Source organism: Exiguobacterium sp. RM11 (assembly GCF_059821525.1).
Map to the genome: position 1 here is coordinate 90001 of NZ_CM187558.1, position 17473 is coordinate 107473.

Annotated in this window: 16 protein-coding genes, 2 rRNA genes and 1 other annotated feature (1 of these 19 cut by a window edge); all 18 genes read left to right on the forward strand. The window is 48.5% G+C overall.

The features are described from left to right. Positions 1-2170 (forward strand): 23S ribosomal RNA (locus tag AC5LIL_RS00470) (it extends 745 nt beyond the left edge of the window). Between the two features lie 54 nt (positions 2171-2224). Then, positions 2225-2342: ribosomal RNA gene (rrf, locus tag AC5LIL_RS00475) — 5S ribosomal RNA — on the forward strand. Positions 2343-2483: 141 nt separating this feature from the next. Beyond that, complete coding sequence (locus AC5LIL_RS00480) at positions 2484-2960, forward strand: CtsR family transcriptional regulator (RefSeq protein WP_074032375.1); 477 nt, start codon at positions 2484-2486, stop codon at positions 2958-2960. A 5-nt stretch (positions 2961-2965) separates the two neighbouring features. Then, positions 2966-3400, forward strand: a complete 435-nt coding sequence (locus tag AC5LIL_RS00485) for a UvrB/UvrC motif-containing protein (protein ID WP_074032378.1) — start codon at positions 2966-2968, stop codon at positions 3398-3400. Beyond that, positions 3400-4443 carry a protein arginine kinase gene (locus tag AC5LIL_RS00490; protein ID WP_499824544.1) on the forward strand — a complete coding sequence of 348 codons (1044 nt, stop codon included), beginning with the start codon at positions 3400-3402 and terminating at the stop codon, positions 4441-4443. Before AC5LIL_RS00485 ends, AC5LIL_RS00490 begins: the two co-directional genes overlap by 1 nt. Before the next feature lie 24 nt (positions 4444-4467). Further along, positions 4468-6903 (forward strand): ATP-dependent protease ATP-binding subunit ClpC, encoded by a 2436-nt coding sequence (gene clpC, locus AC5LIL_RS00495; protein WP_499824545.1) that lies wholly within the window; start codon positions 4468-4470, stop codon positions 6901-6903. A gap of 56 nt (positions 6904-6959) precedes the next feature. Next, positions 6960-8336: a DNA repair protein RadA gene (gene radA / locus AC5LIL_RS00500; RefSeq protein WP_074032385.1), complete on the forward strand. Its 1377-nt coding sequence runs from the start codon at positions 6960-6962 to the stop codon at positions 8334-8336. A gap of 113 nt (positions 8337-8449) precedes the next feature. Further along, positions 8450-9514, forward strand: a complete 1065-nt coding sequence (locus tag AC5LIL_RS00505) for a PIN/TRAM domain-containing protein (RefSeq protein ID WP_074032388.1) — start codon at positions 8450-8452, stop codon at positions 9512-9514. A gap of 56 nt (positions 9515-9570) precedes the next feature. Next, positions 9571-10251 carry a 2-C-methyl-D-erythritol 4-phosphate cytidylyltransferase gene (ispD, locus tag AC5LIL_RS00510; protein ID WP_499825341.1) on the forward strand — a complete coding sequence of 227 codons (681 nt, stop codon included), beginning with the start codon at positions 9571-9573 and terminating at the stop codon, positions 10249-10251. After that, positions 10248-10721 carry a 2-C-methyl-D-erythritol 2,4-cyclodiphosphate synthase gene (gene ispF / locus AC5LIL_RS00515; RefSeq protein ID WP_499824546.1) on the forward strand — a complete coding sequence of 158 codons (474 nt, stop codon included), beginning with the start codon at positions 10248-10250 and terminating at the stop codon, positions 10719-10721. The genes ispD and ispF overlap by 4 nt, the downstream gene beginning before the upstream one ends. A 45-nt stretch (positions 10722-10766) precedes the next feature. Further along, complete coding sequence (gene gltX / locus AC5LIL_RS00520) at positions 10767-12224, forward strand: glutamate--tRNA ligase (protein WP_214697139.1); 1458 nt, start codon at positions 10767-10769, stop codon at positions 12222-12224. Then, positions 12221-12428: a binding site (T-box leader), on the forward strand. It overlaps the preceding gene by 4 nt. Positions 12429-12479: 51 nt before the next feature. Further along, positions 12480-13169 (forward strand): serine O-acetyltransferase, encoded by a 690-nt coding sequence (gene cysE, locus AC5LIL_RS00525; RefSeq protein WP_499824547.1) that lies wholly within the window; start codon positions 12480-12482, stop codon positions 13167-13169. Continuing rightward, positions 13138-14535 (forward strand): cysteine--tRNA ligase, encoded by a 1398-nt coding sequence (gene cysS / locus AC5LIL_RS00530; protein WP_499824548.1) that lies wholly within the window; start codon positions 13138-13140, stop codon positions 14533-14535. Before cysE ends, cysS begins: the two co-directional genes overlap by 32 nt. Beyond that, positions 14532-14936 (forward strand): Mini-ribonuclease 3, encoded by a 405-nt coding sequence (locus tag AC5LIL_RS00535; RefSeq protein ID WP_499824549.1) that lies wholly within the window; start codon positions 14532-14534, stop codon positions 14934-14936. Before cysS ends, AC5LIL_RS00535 begins: the two co-directional genes overlap by 4 nt. A 109-nt stretch (positions 14937-15045) precedes the next feature. Further along, complete coding sequence (gene rlmB / locus AC5LIL_RS00540) at positions 15046-15795, forward strand: 23S rRNA (guanosine(2251)-2'-O)-methyltransferase RlmB (protein WP_074032495.1); 750 nt, start codon at positions 15046-15048, stop codon at positions 15793-15795. Beyond that, the gene (locus tag AC5LIL_RS00545; protein WP_214761567.1) at positions 15792-16331 is read left to right on the forward strand and encodes an NYN domain-containing protein; all 540 of its coding nucleotides are present in this window, start codon (positions 15792-15794) and stop codon (positions 16329-16331) included. The genes rlmB and AC5LIL_RS00545 overlap by 4 nt, the downstream gene beginning before the upstream one ends. Before the next feature lie 208 nt (positions 16332-16539). Then, a complete protein-coding gene (gene sigH, locus AC5LIL_RS00550; RefSeq protein WP_031421852.1) occupies positions 16540-17181 on the forward strand; it encodes an RNA polymerase sporulation sigma factor SigH in 642 nt (213 codons plus the stop codon). 128 nt (positions 17182-17309) lie between these two features. Continuing rightward, entirely contained in the window at positions 17310-17456 is a 147-nt protein-coding gene (rpmG, locus tag AC5LIL_RS00555) for a 50S ribosomal protein L33 (protein ID WP_026824819.1), read from the forward strand. The last annotated feature ends 17 nt before the right edge of the window (positions 17457-17473 follow it).

Here is a 17473-nt window from a genome sequence, read left to right on the forward strand (position 1 = left end):
GGATGAAGGTCAGGTAACACTGACTGGAGGTCCGAACCCACGCACGTTGAAAAGTGCGGGGATGAGGTGTGGGTAGCGGTGAAATGCCAATCGAACCTGGAGATAGCTGGTTCTCTCCGAAATAGCTTTAGGGCTAGCCTCGAGGTGAAGAGTTCTGGAGGTAGAGCACTGATTGGACTAGGGGCCCCCACAGGGTTACCGAATTCAGTCAAACTCCGAATGCCAGCAACTTGTACTCGGGAGTCAGACTGCGAGTGATAAGATCCGTAGTCGAGAGGGAAACAGCCCAGACCATCAGCTAAGGTCCCCAAGTGTATGTTAAGTGGAAAAGGATGTGGCGCTGCACAGACAACTAGGATGTTGGCTTAGAAGCAGCCACCATTCAAAGAGTGCGTAATAGCTCACTAGTCGAGTGGCGCCGCGCCGAAAATGTAACGGGGCTAAACATACCACCGAAGCTATGGATCCCGTAAGGGATGGTAGGAGAGCGTTCCAAGCAGCAGTGAAGCGGTATCGTGAGGAGCCGTGGAGCGCTTGGAAGTGAGAATGCCGGTGTGAGTAGCGAAAAGAGGGGTGAGAATCCCCTCCGTCGAAAGCCTAAGGTTTCCTGAGGAAGGCTCGTCCGCTCAGGGTTAGTCTGGACCTAAGCCGAGGCCGAAAGGCGTAGGCGATGGACAACAGGTCGATATTCCTGTACCGCCGTACCACCGTTTGAACGATGGGGGGACGCAGAAGGATAAGGTGACCGTGCGACTGGAAGTGCACGGACAAGCAGCGAGGCCGTCGGGTTGGCAAATCCGCCCGGCATACAAGGTTGAGCTGTGACGTGGAGCCCGTAGGGCGAAGCACCGGATTTCACGCTGCCAAGAAAAGCCTCTAGTGAGGAGGTCGGCGCCAGTACCGCAAACCGACACAGGTAGGCGAGATGAGAATTCTAAGACGCGCGGGATAACTCTCGTTAAGGAACTCGGCAAAATGGTCCCGTAACTTCGGGAGAAGGGACGCTTATGGCAACATAAGCCGCAGTGAATAGGCCCAAACGACTGTTTAGCAAAAACACAGGTCTCTGCTAAATCGCAAGATGAAGTATAGGGGCTGACGCCTGCCCGGTGCTGGAAGGTTAAGGGGATGTGTCATCGCAAGAGAAGCACTGAACCGAAGCCCCAGTAAACGGCGGCCGTAACTATAACGGTCCTAAGGTAGCGAAATTCCTTGTCGGGTAAGTTCCGACCCGCACGAAAGGCGTAACGATTTGGGCACTGTCTCAACGAGAGACCCGGTGAAATCATAGTACCTGTGAAGATGCAGGTTACCCGCGACAGGACGGAAAGACCCCATGGAGCTTTACTACAGCCTGATATTGAGGCTTTGTACGCGATGTACAGGATAGGTGGGAGTTTGTGAAGCCGGAGCGCCAGCTTCGGTGGAGACACCCTTGGGATACCACCCTTTGCGTATAGAGTCTCTAACTCGCAGCCGTAATCCGGCTGGAGGACCGTGTCAGGCGGGTAGTTTGACTGGGGCGGTCGCCTCCTAAACAGTAACGGAGGCGCCCAAAGGTTCCCTCAGAATGGTTGGAAATCATTCGAAGAGTGCAAAGGCAGAAGGGAGCTTGACTGCGAGACCTACAAGTCGAGCAGGGACGAAAGTCGGGCTTAGTCGATCCGGTGGTTCCGCATGGAAGGGCCATCGCTCAACGGATAAAAGCTACCCTGGGGATAACAGGCTGATCTCCCCCAAGAGTCCACATCGACGGGGAGGTTTGGCACCTCGATGTCGGCTCATCGCATCCTGGGGCTGGAGTAGGTCCCAAGGGTTGGGCTGTTCGCCCATTAAAGCGGTACGCGAGCTGGGTTCAGAACGTCGTGAGACAGTTCGGTCCCTATCCGTCGTGGGCGCAGGAAATTTGAGGAGAGCTGTCCTTAGTACGAGAGGACCGGGATGGACGCACCGCTGGTGTACCAGTTGTTCCGCCAGGAGCATCGCTGGGTAGCTACGTGCGGACGGGATAAGTGCTGAAAGCATCTAAGCATGAAGCCCCCTCCGAGATGAGATTTCCCTTTGAGCAATCAAGAAAGACCCCTCAGAGACGATGAGGTAGATAGGTCATGGGTGGAAGCGTGGTGACACGTGGAGCTGAATGATACTAATCGGTCGAGGCTTTGATCTAGTCTATGGTTTGTGTTGATGAATCCTCAGTTTTCAGGGAACAAGCCCTGTAAAGTCTGGTGGCGATAGCGAGACGGCCACACCCGTTCCCATGCCGAACACGGAAGTTAAGCGTCTCAGCGCCGAAAGTAGTTGGGGGATCTCCCCCTGTGAGGATAGGACGTTCAACAGAGAGGACGACCGAGCATACGCTCGGTTGTTTTTTTGTATCAATTAGCGGTGCTCTTTATAGAGGGCATCGCTTTTCGTTTGCCTTTTTTTAAATCAATGATAAAATATAGTCAAAAGTCAAAGATGGTCAGAGGGTGGTGGAGATGAGAAATATTTCGGATGTTATCGAACAGTATTTGAAGCAAGTATTGAAGGAAAGTCAGGCAAATGCAATCGAGATCAAACGCCAAGATATCGCGCAACGATTCGAATGTGTACCATCCCAAATCAATTATGTCATCAACACACGTTTTACCGTCGAAAAAGGATATTTAGTAGAAAGTAAACGAGGTGGGGGTGGATATATTCGAATCCGACGCGTCATCTTACATGAAAAACAAGATGTGCTCTCTAGTTTGATGGATGTCATTCATGAGCATCCACGTCTGAATGAACAACTCGTTGAAAATGTGCTCGTACGATTAGTGGAAGAACAAATGATGCACGAACAAGAAGCGCAATTGATTTACCATCTCTTATCAGATGAAGCATTACACTTACAAGTTGATGATCGCTCTTTTATTCGACGTCAACAATTGCTGGCACTGATGAAAGTACTTCGTTATCGTAATGGGGGATAAGTCGTATGTTATGCGAACGTTGTAAACAGCGACCTGCTGTCAATGAAGTCGTTGTGATGGAACAAGATGTACCCGTAAAAAAACGATTATGTCGACAATGTACGGTAGAACTGATGACAGGATATGTACCAGTCGTGAAGCGATGCCCGACTTGTCAGATGACACGCCAGGACCTATTGCGCGTACGAAAAGCAGGATGCGCTACATGTTATACCGTATTTCGGGATGAATTGACCAAAATTACTCGTCAATATCAACAAGGACACGATCATCATATCGGTTCAATCCCTGACCAGTTACGCACGCCACATGAACGGATCGAAGAACGGCTCGAAAAGTTGGCAGGGGAGTTGAACCGCGCTGTCGAACAAGAAGATTATGAACGGGCAGCACGCATTCAAAAAGAAATGAAGCAATTAGAAGGGCAGGGAGATGTCTGATGGAAACTTTCCTAGCACATCCACTTGGTCCAAAAATGAAAGAACGTGCCAAGCTCGATGATTTGGTCGTTTCTACAAGAATTCGACTGGCACGTAATGTCAAAGACACGGTATTCTCTCCCGTACTTTCTAAAGAAGGAGAACGTCAGCTTTGTGATCGTCTAGAAGGGCGTCTACGTGGGTTGAAAGGATTCGAATATCTTCATATGCGTGATTATGATGAAGTGACACGACAGGCGTTGATGGAGAAACACCTCATTAGCCCAGCCGTTGCAACCAATGAAGAGAGTGCGGTCTTCTTAAGTGAAGATGAAACAATTAGTGTATTGATTAATGAGGAAGACCATTTACGCATTCAAACGCTACTTCCAGGATATCAAATGAAAGAGGCGTTTGAATTAGCGAAACAAGTTGACGCGTTATGTGCAGAATCCCTATCGTATGCGTTTGATGAACAGTTAGGTTATTTGACGACATGTCCGAGCAATATCGGAACAGGACTTCGTGCCTCGGTCATGTTACACTTGCCGGGACTCACCTTAACGGGACGAATCAGTCCAATCTTACGAGAACTTCGAAAATTGGGCTATACGATTCGAGGTCGTTATGGTGAAGGTAGTGATGCGGCGGGTCGCTTGTTCCAACTGTCGAATCAACGGACATTAGGGAGTCACGAGTCACAGTTACTGGCTGACTTTATGGAAGTGACAGAACAAGTGATTCAAGCAGAGCGTCATGCGCGCGAAGAACTCGTTGCGAATCGACAGGAAGAGTTGGAAGATCGATTTTATCGATCATATGGTATTTTGCGATATGCTAAATTACTATCTTCTACTGAAGCCATCGAACGATTATCTGATTTACATTTGGCTAGTGACCTAGGGATTTTGTCTGATTGGAGTCCACCAAAGTTCCATGAACTCATTGTTCGGCTACAATCAGGTTTTCTACAAAAACATTTCGGGAAAACATTATCTACGCAAGAACGGGATCGAGAACGAGCGACCCTCGTTCGTCGAACGTTAGATCAAGGCTTAGTTTGATCCAACTACAAGGAGGTTTTGTCAATGATGTTTGGACGATTTACAGAACGAGCACAGCGCGTATTAGCTTTAGCACAAGAGGAAGCAGTACGTCTTGGCCATCATAATATTGGTACAGAACATATTTTATTAGGATTGGTTCGTGAAGGAGAAGGGATTGCGGCAAAAGCGCTCTTCGCTCTCGGATTGACTTCTGAAAAAATTCAACAAGAAGTAGAATCATTGATTGGACGCGGTTCTGAGAATGGGTCGACGATTCACTACACGCCACGTGCGAAAAAGGTCATTGAACTCTCGATGGACGAGGCACGTAAACTAGGACATTCATATGTTGGAACGGAGCACATCCTTCTTGGATTGATTCGTGAAGGCGAAGGTGTCGCAGCACGTGTTCTCAATAACCTTGGAATCAGTTTGACGAAAGCGCGTCAACAAGTATTACAGCTTCTCGGTAACACGGAGTCTTCTTCAAATGCTTCACAACCAGGCGCGAGCGCTGCAACCCCAACACTTGATGGGTTGGCACGCGACTTGACGCAACAAGCACGTGAATCGCGTTTAGACCCAGTCATCGGCCGCGCAGGTGAGATTCAACGTGTCATTGAAGTCTTATCTCGTCGTACGAAAAACAACCCGGTTCTTATCGGAGAGCCAGGTGTCGGGAAAACGGCAGTAGTCGAAGGTCTCGCTCAACAAATCATTAACAACGAAGTACCTGAAACACTTCGCAATAAACGCGTGATGGTACTCGACATGGGTACACTCGTAGCAGGTACGAAATATCGTGGTGAGTTCGAAGATCGATTGAAAAAAGTAATGGACGAAATTCGTCAGGCAGGAAACGTCATTCTCTTCATCGACGAGTTGCACACATTGATTGGTGCGGGTGGTGCAGAAGGTGCGATCGATGCGTCGAACATCCTCAAGCCGTCATTGGCTCGTGGCGAACTTCAATGTATCGGGGCGACAACACTTGATGAATACCGGAAGTACATCGAAAAAGATGCAGCGCTTGAACGACGCTTCCAACCAATTCAAGTAAATGAACCGACAACAGAAGAAGCTGAACAAATCCTACTCGGGTTGCGCGATCGTTATGAGGCGCATCACCGCGTAACGATTACAGACACAGCGATTCACGAGGCGGTCGTTCTGTCTGACCGTTACATCTCGGATCGTTTCTTACCGGACAAAGCGATTGACCTCGTTGATGAGGCGGCATCAAAAGTACGACTTCGCTCGTTCACGGCACCACCGAACTTGAAAGAGTTGGAGTCACGCCTTGAATCGATTCGTAAAGAAAAAGATTCTGCTGTCCAAAGCCAAGAGTTTGAAAAAGCGGCTTCTCTCCGTGATACAGAACAAAAGTTACGCGATGAGTTAGAAGAGTTGAAAGCAGAATGGCAGAACAAACAAGGAAACGAAAAACTTGAAGTGACGAAAGAAGATATCGCTCAAGTTGTCGCAAACTGGACAGGTGTGCCGGTCACGAAGATTGCCGAAGAAGAGACAGACCGTCTCCTCAAACTCGAATCAATTCTTCACAACCGTGTCATCGGTCAAGACGATGCGGTGAAATCAATTTCCCGCGCCATTCGTCGGGCTCGTGCTGGTTTGAAAGATCCAAAACGCCCAATTGGTTCATTCATCTTCCTTGGACCTACAGGAGTCGGTAAAACCGAACTCGCTCGCGCAGTTGCCGAAGCGATGTTTGGGGATGAGGATGCGATTATTCGAATTGACATGTCAGAGTACATGGAAAAACATGCGACGAGTCGTCTCGTTGGTTCGCCTCCTGGTTATGTTGGTTACGAAGAAGGCGGTCAGTTGACAGAAAAGGTACGCCGTAAGCCATACTCGGTCATCCTTCTCGATGAAATTGAAAAAGCGCACCCTGAAGTGTTCAACATCTTACTTCAAGTGCTTGACGACGGGCGCTTGACGGATTCGAAAGGTCGCACGGTCGACTTCCGAAACACTGTCATCATCATGACGTCAAACGTCGGGGCCGCAGCGCTTCAACGTAATAAATATGTTGGATTTACAGTCGAAGATGATGTGAAACGTGAGTATGCGGAAATGAAGGATAAAGTACTCGAAGAATTGAAAAAAGCGTTCCGACCTGAGTTCTTGAACCGGATTGACGAAATCACGGTCTTCCATTCACTTCAAAAAGAGCACATTCAAGAAATCATCAAACTCATGGCAGAGACACTCAAGAAACGTCTTGCCGAACAAGGAGTTGATTTCAGCTTGACGGATGCGGCGCTCGAAAAGATTGCCGAAGTCGGCTATGATCCGGAATACGGGGCTCGCCCTCTCCGTCGTGCCCTTCAACGAGAAGTGGAAGATCGCCTCTCAGAAGCAATGCTTGGCGGCACAATCGCTAAAGGCAGTAAAGTTGCGCTCGACGTACAAGATGGAGAGTTTGTCGTTCGTAACGAAGGTGTGGTTCAGTAAATCATTCAGCTCCCTCGTTGTTTATGAGGGAGCTTTTTTAGACAGGAAGGAAACTTATGGCCAAAATTAAAACGAAATACGTCTGCCAATCGTGTGGATATGAATCAGCCAAATGGATGGGACGCTGTCCAGGTTGTAATGAATGGAATACGCTCGTTGAGGAGTTTGTCGAAGAGAAGAAAGCTAAACGTGGCGCAGCATTTGTGCATAGTTCATCTCGACAATTGAAGCCAGAACGACTCGCCAACGTTGTCTCACAAGAAGAGACACGCGTTCACACAAATAGTCGTGAATTTGACCGTGTGCTCGGTGGGGGGATCGTGCCGGGCTCACTCGTCTTAGTCGGCGGGGACCCAGGAATCGGGAAGTCGACGATTCTTTTACAGGTCAGTGCACACCTAGCCCATAGTGGTAAAAAAGTGCTCTATATCTCAGGTGAAGAATCACTCAAGCAGACGAAACTGCGAGCGGAACGTCTCGGCTTACCGACCGAAGACTTGTTTGTGCTCGCTGAGACAGACATGTTGATGATTGAACGCGTCATTGATGAAGAACAACCCGGGTTTGTCATCATCGACTCGATTCAGACGGTATATATGGATGAGATTCAATCGGCGCCAGGAAGTGTGTCACAAGTACGAGAATGTACAGCTGCGCTCATGAAGATTGCAAAAACGCGAGGGATTGCCGTCTTCATCGTCGGTCACGTGACGAAACAAGGATCGATTGCAGGTCCACGTTTACTCGAGCACATGGTTGATGCGGTCCTTTACTTTGAAGGAGAGCGTCATCATACGTTCCGTATTTTACGAGCGGTGAAAAACCGTTTCGGTTCGACGAACGAAATCGGAATTTTCGAGATGAAAGAGAGTGGGCTAGAAGAAGTTCTCAACCCGTCCGAAATCTTCTTAGAAGAACGAACCGCCGGTGTGTCGGGTTCTACGGTCGTCGCTTCGATGGAAGGGACAAGGACAGTGCTCGTCGAACTACAAGCACTCATCTCGCCAACATCATTCGGTAACCCGAGACGTATGGCGACGGGAATCGATCAAAACCGGGTCGCGCTTCTGATGGCCGTCCTTGAGAAACGCTCTGGCTTATTGCTTCAGACGCAGGACGCCTACTTGAAAGCGGCGGGTGGTGTCAAACTAGATGAGCCTGCGATTGACCTCGCGATTTGTGTCTCGATTGCCTCGAGTTTCCGCGACCGCCCGACTCGTCCGACGGATGTCTGCATCGGTGAAGTCGGATTGACTGGAGAAGTGCGACGCGTATCACGGATTGAACAACGTGTCGCCGAAGCCGCAAAATTAGGATTCACACGTGCCATCATTCCGAAAAACAACATGGGGGGATGGACCGCTCCGGCAGGGATTGAAGTAGTCGGCGTCGGAACGGTGGACGAAGCTCTGCAGTTGGCGATCCCGTTTTAACGGGACGCCAATGGCAGTTTTTAACGCTTTGTAACGAACGTGATTGAAAAAACCATGTTACAATGAAAGTGTTATTTTTGAAATTTTATTTCATATAGAAGGAGGTGGAATGAGTGAAGATTGCTGTACGAATCGGATTTATTTTGATTGGTCTCGTCGTAGGTTGGTTCGGAATTATCGAAGCGACGTTATTATTAGGAGATCTCGGCATGAATGTGCCGGAGTGGTTAACGATTCCATACGTAGCAAGTTTGATTGGTGGACTTATCTTCTTCATTCTTAGTTTATTCTTAACCGATGGTGTTGTTGCATTTATTCGTTTTGTCGAAGAACGGCTCGTCCGTTTACCGGTAGGGGATATTTTATTCGGTTCGATTGGCCTCATTATCGGGCTCTTGATCGCCTTTTTGATCAGTGTCTCGCTTGAAGTAACGAACATTTTCTTACTGAGTAAGATCGTTCCAATCTTTGTCACAGCGCTGTTTGGTTACTTCGGTTTCGCGGTCGGGTATCGGAAGCGTAACGAATGGATCAAACTATTTGTAAAGAGTGAGCGGGAGAAACCGGCGGCTGAACCGGTGCAACGTTCGAATGATAAAATCTTAGATACGAGCGTCATTATTGACGGTCGTATCGCAGATATCGCCACGACTGGGTTTGTGGAAGGTACATTGATCGTTCCGCAGTTCGTCATCGGAGAACTTCAATATATCGCGGATTCATCGGATACGTTGAAACGAAACCGTGGTCGCCGTGGGCTCGATATTTTAAAAGAGCTTCAAGAGAACAAGCGAATCCAAGTTGAAATTTATGATGGGGACTTTGAAGACGTACCAGAAGTCGATATCAAATTAATCAAGTTGGCAGAGTTGAAAAATGGGATTGTCGTCACGAACGACTACAACTTAAACAAAGTCTGCGAAGTACGAAATGTTCCAGTCTTGAACATCAATGACTTAGCGAATGCCGTCAAACAAATCGTCATCCCTGGCGAAGAGATGGTTGTCACTGTCATTAAAGAAGGAAAAGAACAAAATCAAGGTGTTGCCTATCTCGAAGACGGGACGATGGTCGTCGTGGAAGGTGGACGTAAGTTGATCTCGAAGACGCTTCCTGTCGTCGTGACGAGTGTGCTGCAGACATCTGCAGGCCGAATGATTTTTGCTCGTCCTGAATAACGAACAAAAAAGAGACGCGTGAGCGCTCTCTTTTTTCACGAAGAGAGGTGTTTGACATAGTTTCTTATACAGTTGTGATCCCGGCTGCGGGAAGAGGGAAACGAATGGGCGCGGATGCGAACAAACTCATGTTGTCGCTCCGTGACAAACCGATTATCGCGTGGACGTTACAAGCGTTCGATACCGATCCGTGGTGTGAACGGATTATTTTGGTGATTCGTCCAGAGGAACGTGACTGGTTTGAAGCGATCACGGCACAAATCGAAACACCGATTACATATGTAACAGGTGGGGAAGAACGACAACAGAGTGTCCATGCGGGGCTTAAGGTGGTTGCACCCGATACGATTGTGATGATTCATGACGGTGCCCGTCCGTTTGTAAAGCGTGAACAGCTGCATCAAGTGGCGGAAGCGGCGTTACAAGGTGGCGCCATTTTAGCGGTACCGGTCAAAGACACAGTCAAACAAGTCGAACATCATCAAATCGAACGAACGGTTCCTCGGGAAAATCTATGGTTGGCGCAAACGCCGCAAGCTTTTCAGGCCAAGGCGATCTTAGCGGCACATGAACGAGCGGTCGAACAACAGATGATGGGGACGGATGATGCGAGTTTATTCGAATGGCTTGGTGAAACGGTACAAGTCGTTCTTGGAGACTATCATAATATTAAGATGACGACGCCGGAGGATTTATTGTTTGGTGATGCGATTTTAGCAAAGGAGGACTTACAATGAGAATTGGTCAAGGATTTGATGTACACGCATTTGCGGAAGGACGTCCATTAATTTTAGGAGGAATTGAGATTCCACATGAACGTGGGCTACTCGGTCATTCCGATGCGGATGTGTTACTCCATACGATTGCCGATGCAGCGCTTGGAGCGATTGCGGCAGGTGACATCGGGAAGCATTTCCCTGATACGGACCCGGAATTTAAAGGTGCGGATTCGAAAGAATTGCTTCGCCACGTATGGCAACTTGTGAAGGATGAGGGATATGTCCTCGGAAATGTGGACGCGACCGTCATGGCACAACGTCCAAAACTACGTCCTTATATTGATGAGATGCGAGCGGTCATTGCCGACCTACTCGAAGCGGACATCGAACAGGTGAACGTAAAAGCGACGACGACGGAGAAGCTCGGCTTCACAGGACGTGAAGAAGGAATCGCGGCGCAAGCGGTCATCTTACTCAACCGGGCTTGACAGAAATGGTATACTATTTGGGCAGAAGAGAAGAAAGGTGGAACTATTATGAGTGAAGTGCGTGTACGCTATGCGCCTAGTCCGACGGGGCATCTCCACATCGGAAATGCGCGGACTGCGTTGTTTAATTACTTATTTGCTCGTCATGCAGGCGGGAAATTGATTCTTCGAATTGAAGATACTGACCAGAAACGAAATGTATTAAACGGTGTCGAAAGTCAAATGAAGTATTTGGAGTGGCTCGGAATCGACTGGGATGAAGGTCCAGGTCGTGATGGAGACTACGGTCCATATTATCAAATGGAACGTCTTTCACTTTATGAGAAATACGTCAACGAATTGATGAGCAAAGGTCTTGCTTATAAATGCTATATGACATCAGAGGAGCTCGAAGCAGAGCGTGAAGCACAAATCGCACGCGGCGAAGCACCGCGTTATTCTGGTGCGCACCGCAACCTGACTGTCGAAGAACGTGAAGCGTTTGAAGCAGAGGGCCGCAAGCCGTCAATTCGAATTCGCGTGCCTGAAGGCGTGACGTATAAATGGACAGATGTCGTCAAAGGTGATGTTTCATTCGAGTCGAAAGACTTTGGTGATTGGGTCATCGTGAAACAAGATGGGATTCCGACTTACAACTTCGCTGTTGTTGTCGACGACCACTTGATGAAGATCAGCCACGTCTTGCGTGGAGACGACCACATCGCAAACACACCAAAACAGATGATGGTATATGACGCGCTTGGATGGGAATATCCTGAATTCGGTCACATGACGCTCATCTATAACGATCAACATAAGAAATTGTCAAAACGCGATGAATCAATCATCCAGTTCATTGAACAATATGCGGATCTTGGCTACTTGCCAGCAGCGCTCTTCAACTTCATTTCTCTTCTTGGCTGGTCACCAGTCGGAGAAGAAGAAATCTTCTCGAAAGAAGAGTTCATTGAAATGTTTGATGCGAACCGTTTGTCGAAGAGTCCGGCTGTATTTGACCAACAAAAACTTTCTTGGATTAACAGTGTTTACATGAAGAAGGCCACGCTTGACGAAGTAGTGGCACTCAGTTTACCATTCTTACAAGAAGCAGGACGATTACCCGAGGCGGTATCTGTCGAGGAGGCAGATTGGGCAACAAACTTGATCGCATTGTATAAAGAACAAATGACGCACGGGGCGGAGATTGTCTCGTTGACGGACTTGTTCTTCAAAGATGAGATTGAGTATGACGAGGAAGCGAACGCTGTCCTTTCAGGGGAAACGGTGCCCGCTGTCCTTGCAGAGTTCAAACAACAACTCGAAGGAATCGAAGACTTCACACCAGAAGCGATTAAAGCGGCGACGAAAGCAACGCAAAAAGCAACTGGTCAAAAAGGGAAGAACTTGTTCATGCCAATCCGTGTCGCGACGACAGGGCAAACACATGGACCAGAGCTCCCGAACGCGATTTCATTAATCGGAAAAGAGCGTGTCTTGAAACGTCTGACAACTTTATTGGCATAAAGGCATCGATGAGGAAAGTAAGCGGTATGACACTTTGCAGAGACTAGAACCTAGGCTGGGAGTTCTAGATGTGTCCCCCGAAGAAGTGCACCTCGGAGCCGTCTCGGCGATACGTAGTCGAGGCCGTGACTCGGCGTTAACGAGACTTGAGAGGGGAACACTTTTTCCCAAACAGAGTGGGACCGCGCTTACGGCGTCTCTGTGCCTTGGCACAGGGGCGTCTTTGTTTTTGTATAAGAAAAGGAGATATCAATTATGGGATTTTGGAGCAGTGTGCGCGAAGACTTGCGGACTGTCTTGGAACTAGACCCTGCCGCCCGTTCAAAAGTAGAGGTGGCACTGACATATCCAGGACTACACGCCATATGGGCACATCGCATTGCGCACGGATTATGGAAGCGTAACGTGAAGCTTGTGGCCAAGTTATTAGCCCAGTTCAGTCGCTGGTTGACCGGTATTGAAATTCATCCGGGAGCAGTTCTCGGCGATCGTATATTCATCGATCATGGTTTTGGTGTCGTCATTGGAGAGACGGCGATTATCGGGAACGACGTGACGATTTATCAAGGCGTCACACTTGGAGGAACAGGGAAAGAGAAAGGGAAGCGTCACCCGACGATTGGGAGTGACGTACTCATCTCAGCAGGAGCGAAAGTGCTCGGAAACATTACGGTTGGCGATTGCGTCAAAATCGGAGCGAGTTCTGTCGTCTTGAACGATGTACCGTCTGATTCGACCGTCGTCGGGATTCCGGGTCGTGTCGTCATTCGAAACGGGAAGCGTGTGAAACAACATGACCTCGATCATCGTTTCCCAGATCCGGACCGCGAGTGTCAAGAACGCTTAGAAGCGGCAGTGGATGAACTACAACAAAAATTAGCGACGCTTGAAAAGCGGATGGAGGAGAAAACGCATGATTCAGCTGTACAACAGTCTCACGAATAAAAAAGAACCGTTTGTCCCGATTGTTCCGGGTAAAGTATCCATGTATGTGTGCGGACCGACCGTCTACAACTACATCCATGTCGGAAATGCCCGTCCGGCCATCGCCTTCGATACGGTTCGTCGCTATTTGACATATCGTGGGTACGAGGTGAAATACGTCCTAAACTTCACGGACGTAGACGACAAAATCATTCGTACCGCGAACGAACTCGGGGAAGACACCGAGACGTTGACGAATCGTTATATTGAAGCTTATTTAGCCGATACGGGAGCATTGAACGTGCAACCGGCAGACGTACACCCGCGTGTTACCGATACGATGGAAGAGATTATCGAGTTCATCCGTCAGTTGGAGACGGAAGGGTTCGCTTATGAATCAGAAGGCGATGTTTATTTCCGGACGAAGAAGTTTGAAACGTACGGAAAGCTAAGTCAACAATCAATCGAAGATTTACGGGCAGGCTCACGTGTCGATGTCGGAGAAAAGAAAGAAGATCCACTCGACTTCGTCTTATGGAAAGCCGCTAAACCGGACGAACCTTCTTGGGAGAGTCCATGGGGCAAAGGACGACCAGGCTGGCATATCGAATGCTCAGCGATGGCGAAAAAGCATCTCGGGGCAACAATCGATATCCATGCAGGTGGTCACGATTTAAAGTTCCCACACCATGAGAATGAGATCGCCCAGTCAGAAGCATGCAACCACACGAAGTTCGCCAACTATTGGTTGCATAACGGATTCATCAACATTGAAAATGAGAAGATGTCCAAATCGCTCGGAAACTTCCTACTCGTCCACGAAGCACTGAAAGAAGTAGACCCAATGGTTCTTCGTTTCTTCATGTTGTCCGTCCATTATCGTCATCCGATCAACTATAGCCGTGAATTAATTGAACAAGCGGCGAACGGTTGGAGTCGAATCAAAGAAGCGTATCAAAACATCGAATATCGTTTATCGGTAACGGCTGGACTTGGTGAACCGAGCGAGTCGATGGAGCGGAAACTTGAAGCAATCAAGACGTCGTTCATCGAATCGATGGACGATGATATCAATACAGCGAATGCCATGACCGTCCTCTTTGATTTGGCACGAGAAGCGAATATTTACGCCAAAGCAGACCATGTGGCAAAAGCGACACTCGAACAAGTTCTCTCGTTATTCGACGAATTGACAGGTGTGCTCGGATTGACGCTCGCTGAAGAGAAAGAATTGCTCGATGCCGAGATCGATCAATTGATTCAAGAACGAAACGACGCACGCGCGGCACGTAACTTTGCCCGGGCTGACGAGATTCGTGATTTACTGAAAGAACAAAACATCCAACTCGAAGACACAGCCCAAGGGGTTCGGTGGAAGCGGTTATGATGCAACCGAAACAAATGAATGCCCTCGCACTCGCCTATATGGGTGATGTGGTATATGAATTGGCCGTACGAGAAAGACTGCTCGAGCAAGGATTGACGCGCCCGAACGATTTGCATCGAGGTGCCGTCCGTTATGTGAACGCGCGGGCGCAAGCGAGCGTCGTGACCTATTGGATAGAGACGGACGTGTTGACGGAAGAAGAACAAGCCGTCGTCAGACGTGGCAAAAATGCGAAATCAGGCTCGATTCCGAAGCGGGTCGACGTCCATACGTATCGTTATTCCACAGCATTCGAGGCATTGATTGGCTATATCTACTTAACAGAAAGAAGGGATCGTCTTGAAGAACTCATCAAACAAGCGTTCGAACGACTCGAAGCCGAGTCGACCGAAACGACATGACGGAAAACGAGGTGCGGAAAAACGAACGTTTGACCGCCCGCGTGGGGAACGTCCAGAGCGTTCACGCCATCAAAAGTCGGAACGACCGGACTATAAGGAAGTAGACGTAATGGAGGAAGGGATTGATTTCCTTTACGGGCGAAACCCTGTACTCGAAGCACTTCGAAGCGGTCGCGACATGAACAAAGTATTTATCATGGAAGGGCAACAAAAAGGCCCGCTCGCTCAAATCATCGCGATGGCGAATGAAGCATCCGTCCAAGTGTCATTCGTACCGAAAACAAAGCTTGAGAAGATGGCTGGTAGTGAACATCATCAGGGTGTCGTGGCAGCCGTCGCGGCCTATGAATATAAAACCATCGAGGACATGTTCGCACTCGCCGCTTCAAAAGAAGAGACACCGCTCTTTATTTTGCTAGATGAACTCGAGGACCCACATAACCTCGGTTCCATTTTACGGACCGCGGATGCTGTCGGCGCACATGGAATCATCATCCCGAAACGCCGCTCGGTCGGTTTAACTCAAACGGTCGCCAAAGCTTCGACTGGGGCGATTGAACATATCCCGGTTGCGCGCGTGACGAATTTGACGCGGACACTCGAAGAATTGAAAGAAAAAGGACTATGGGTCGTCGGGACCGATGCGAAAGAGAGTCAGGACTATCGTCGATTGGATGGGAATATGCCACTTGTCGTGGTCATCGGAAGTGAAGGAAAAGGAATGAGCCGTCTCGTGCGTGAATCATGCGACTTCCTCGTTCATTTACCAATGGTTGGTCATGTCACGTCACTCAATGCATCTGTTGCAGCGGCACTCCTTCTGTATGAAGTGCATCGCTCACGTAACCCGTTAGCATGAGTATCCAAAAACGCGAGCTCCTTCTTGTCGACGGATATAACATCATCGGGGCGTGGCCACATTTGAGAAGTTTGCGCGATATGGATTTTGATCAAGCGCGCAATTTGTTAATTGAAGCGATGGCGGAATATCAGGCCGTATCAGGGAAAGAAGTCACCGTCGTCTTTGATGCCCATATGCGTTACGGTCGAGAATCGAAAGAAAAACGAAGTCGTGTCGATGTCGTCTATACGAAAGAGAACGAGACGGCGGACGAGTGGATTGAGCGACGAGCGCACGAACTAGTAGATAACCGACTCGTCACGCTATTCGTTGCGACGAACGATTTCACCGAGCAGTGGGTCATTTTCGGCCAAGGTGCCTTACGTGTTCCCGCGACCGAGTTATTAAAAGATTGGAAGCATGCCAAAACACTGATTGAGCAACAACGTCTCTCGTTAGAGAAGGAACAATCGAATCGAAAAACGATCGATATTCCTCCGCATATTCAAGAACGATTTGAAGAAATGCGACGTCGTAAATCAAAAGGTGATTGAAGACACGGACGAGTTCATGAAATGGACTCGTCTTTGTTTCGATTTTGACATTTTCTCGCAAAGGAATGTTGTATACTATTACATATATGAGTTACACAGCATTTAATTGACGGAATTTTTAGAAATTTGTTTGACGCATAGGGTTAGGGGTCCTATAATGGGACAAAACCTTACATAGTTCAGGATCAATCGCCGGGGGGTAACGAGCATGAACGGATGGCCGTACGAACAGTTTGAAAAAATGTCAGACGAAGAGTTGGTCTTATTGGCGCGCAACGAAGGGGATAGCGACGCGCTCGAGTTTTTGATTGAACGATACCGGTATTTTGTACGCGCGAAAGCACGTTCTTATTTCTTGATTGGTGCAGATCATGAGGACATCGTCCAAGAGGGCATGATCGGTCTTTATAAAGGGGTGCGGGACTATAAAGATGAGCGACTCGCCTCGTTCAAAAGTTTTGCTGAGATGTGCATCACTCGTCAGATGATCACGGCAATCAAGACGGCGACGCGTCAAAAGCATATTCCGCTCAACTCATATGTGTCACTCGATAAACCGATTTTCGACGAGGAATCCGACCGGACGTTACTCGATGTCATATTGCCACCACATCCGACGGATCCACAAGAACTCATCGTGACACAAGAAGAACAGACGTTTATGGAAGCGAAGATGGATGAGATTTTGAGTGATCTCGAACGCAAAGTGTTGCGTCTTTATTTAGACGGACGTTCTTATCAAGAGATTTCAGACGACCTCGACCGGCATGTCAAATCGATTGATAATGCGTTACAGCGTGTGAAGAAGAAATTCGAACGTCATGTCGACGTCCGGATGCTCACGAGCTAACCGATGATTGACCCCGTGCCTCCTATGTGATACTTTAAAAGCAGCGCCTTGTCCGTAGACGCCATTTACAGGAGGCGTTTTTTTTTCGCTCTTTTTTAAGAGGGATTAGTCGAAAGGGGCGCTTATGAATGGCAAAGAAAGTAAGTCTCGCTTGCTCAGAATGCGGGTCTCGGGAGTATTCGACGACAAAAAAAGATGGTGTGTCGACACGGCTTGAAATGAAAAAGTTTTGTCGCCGCTGTAACGCGCATACGATGCATCGAGAATCAAAGTAACGTAGATTGGCATTCAA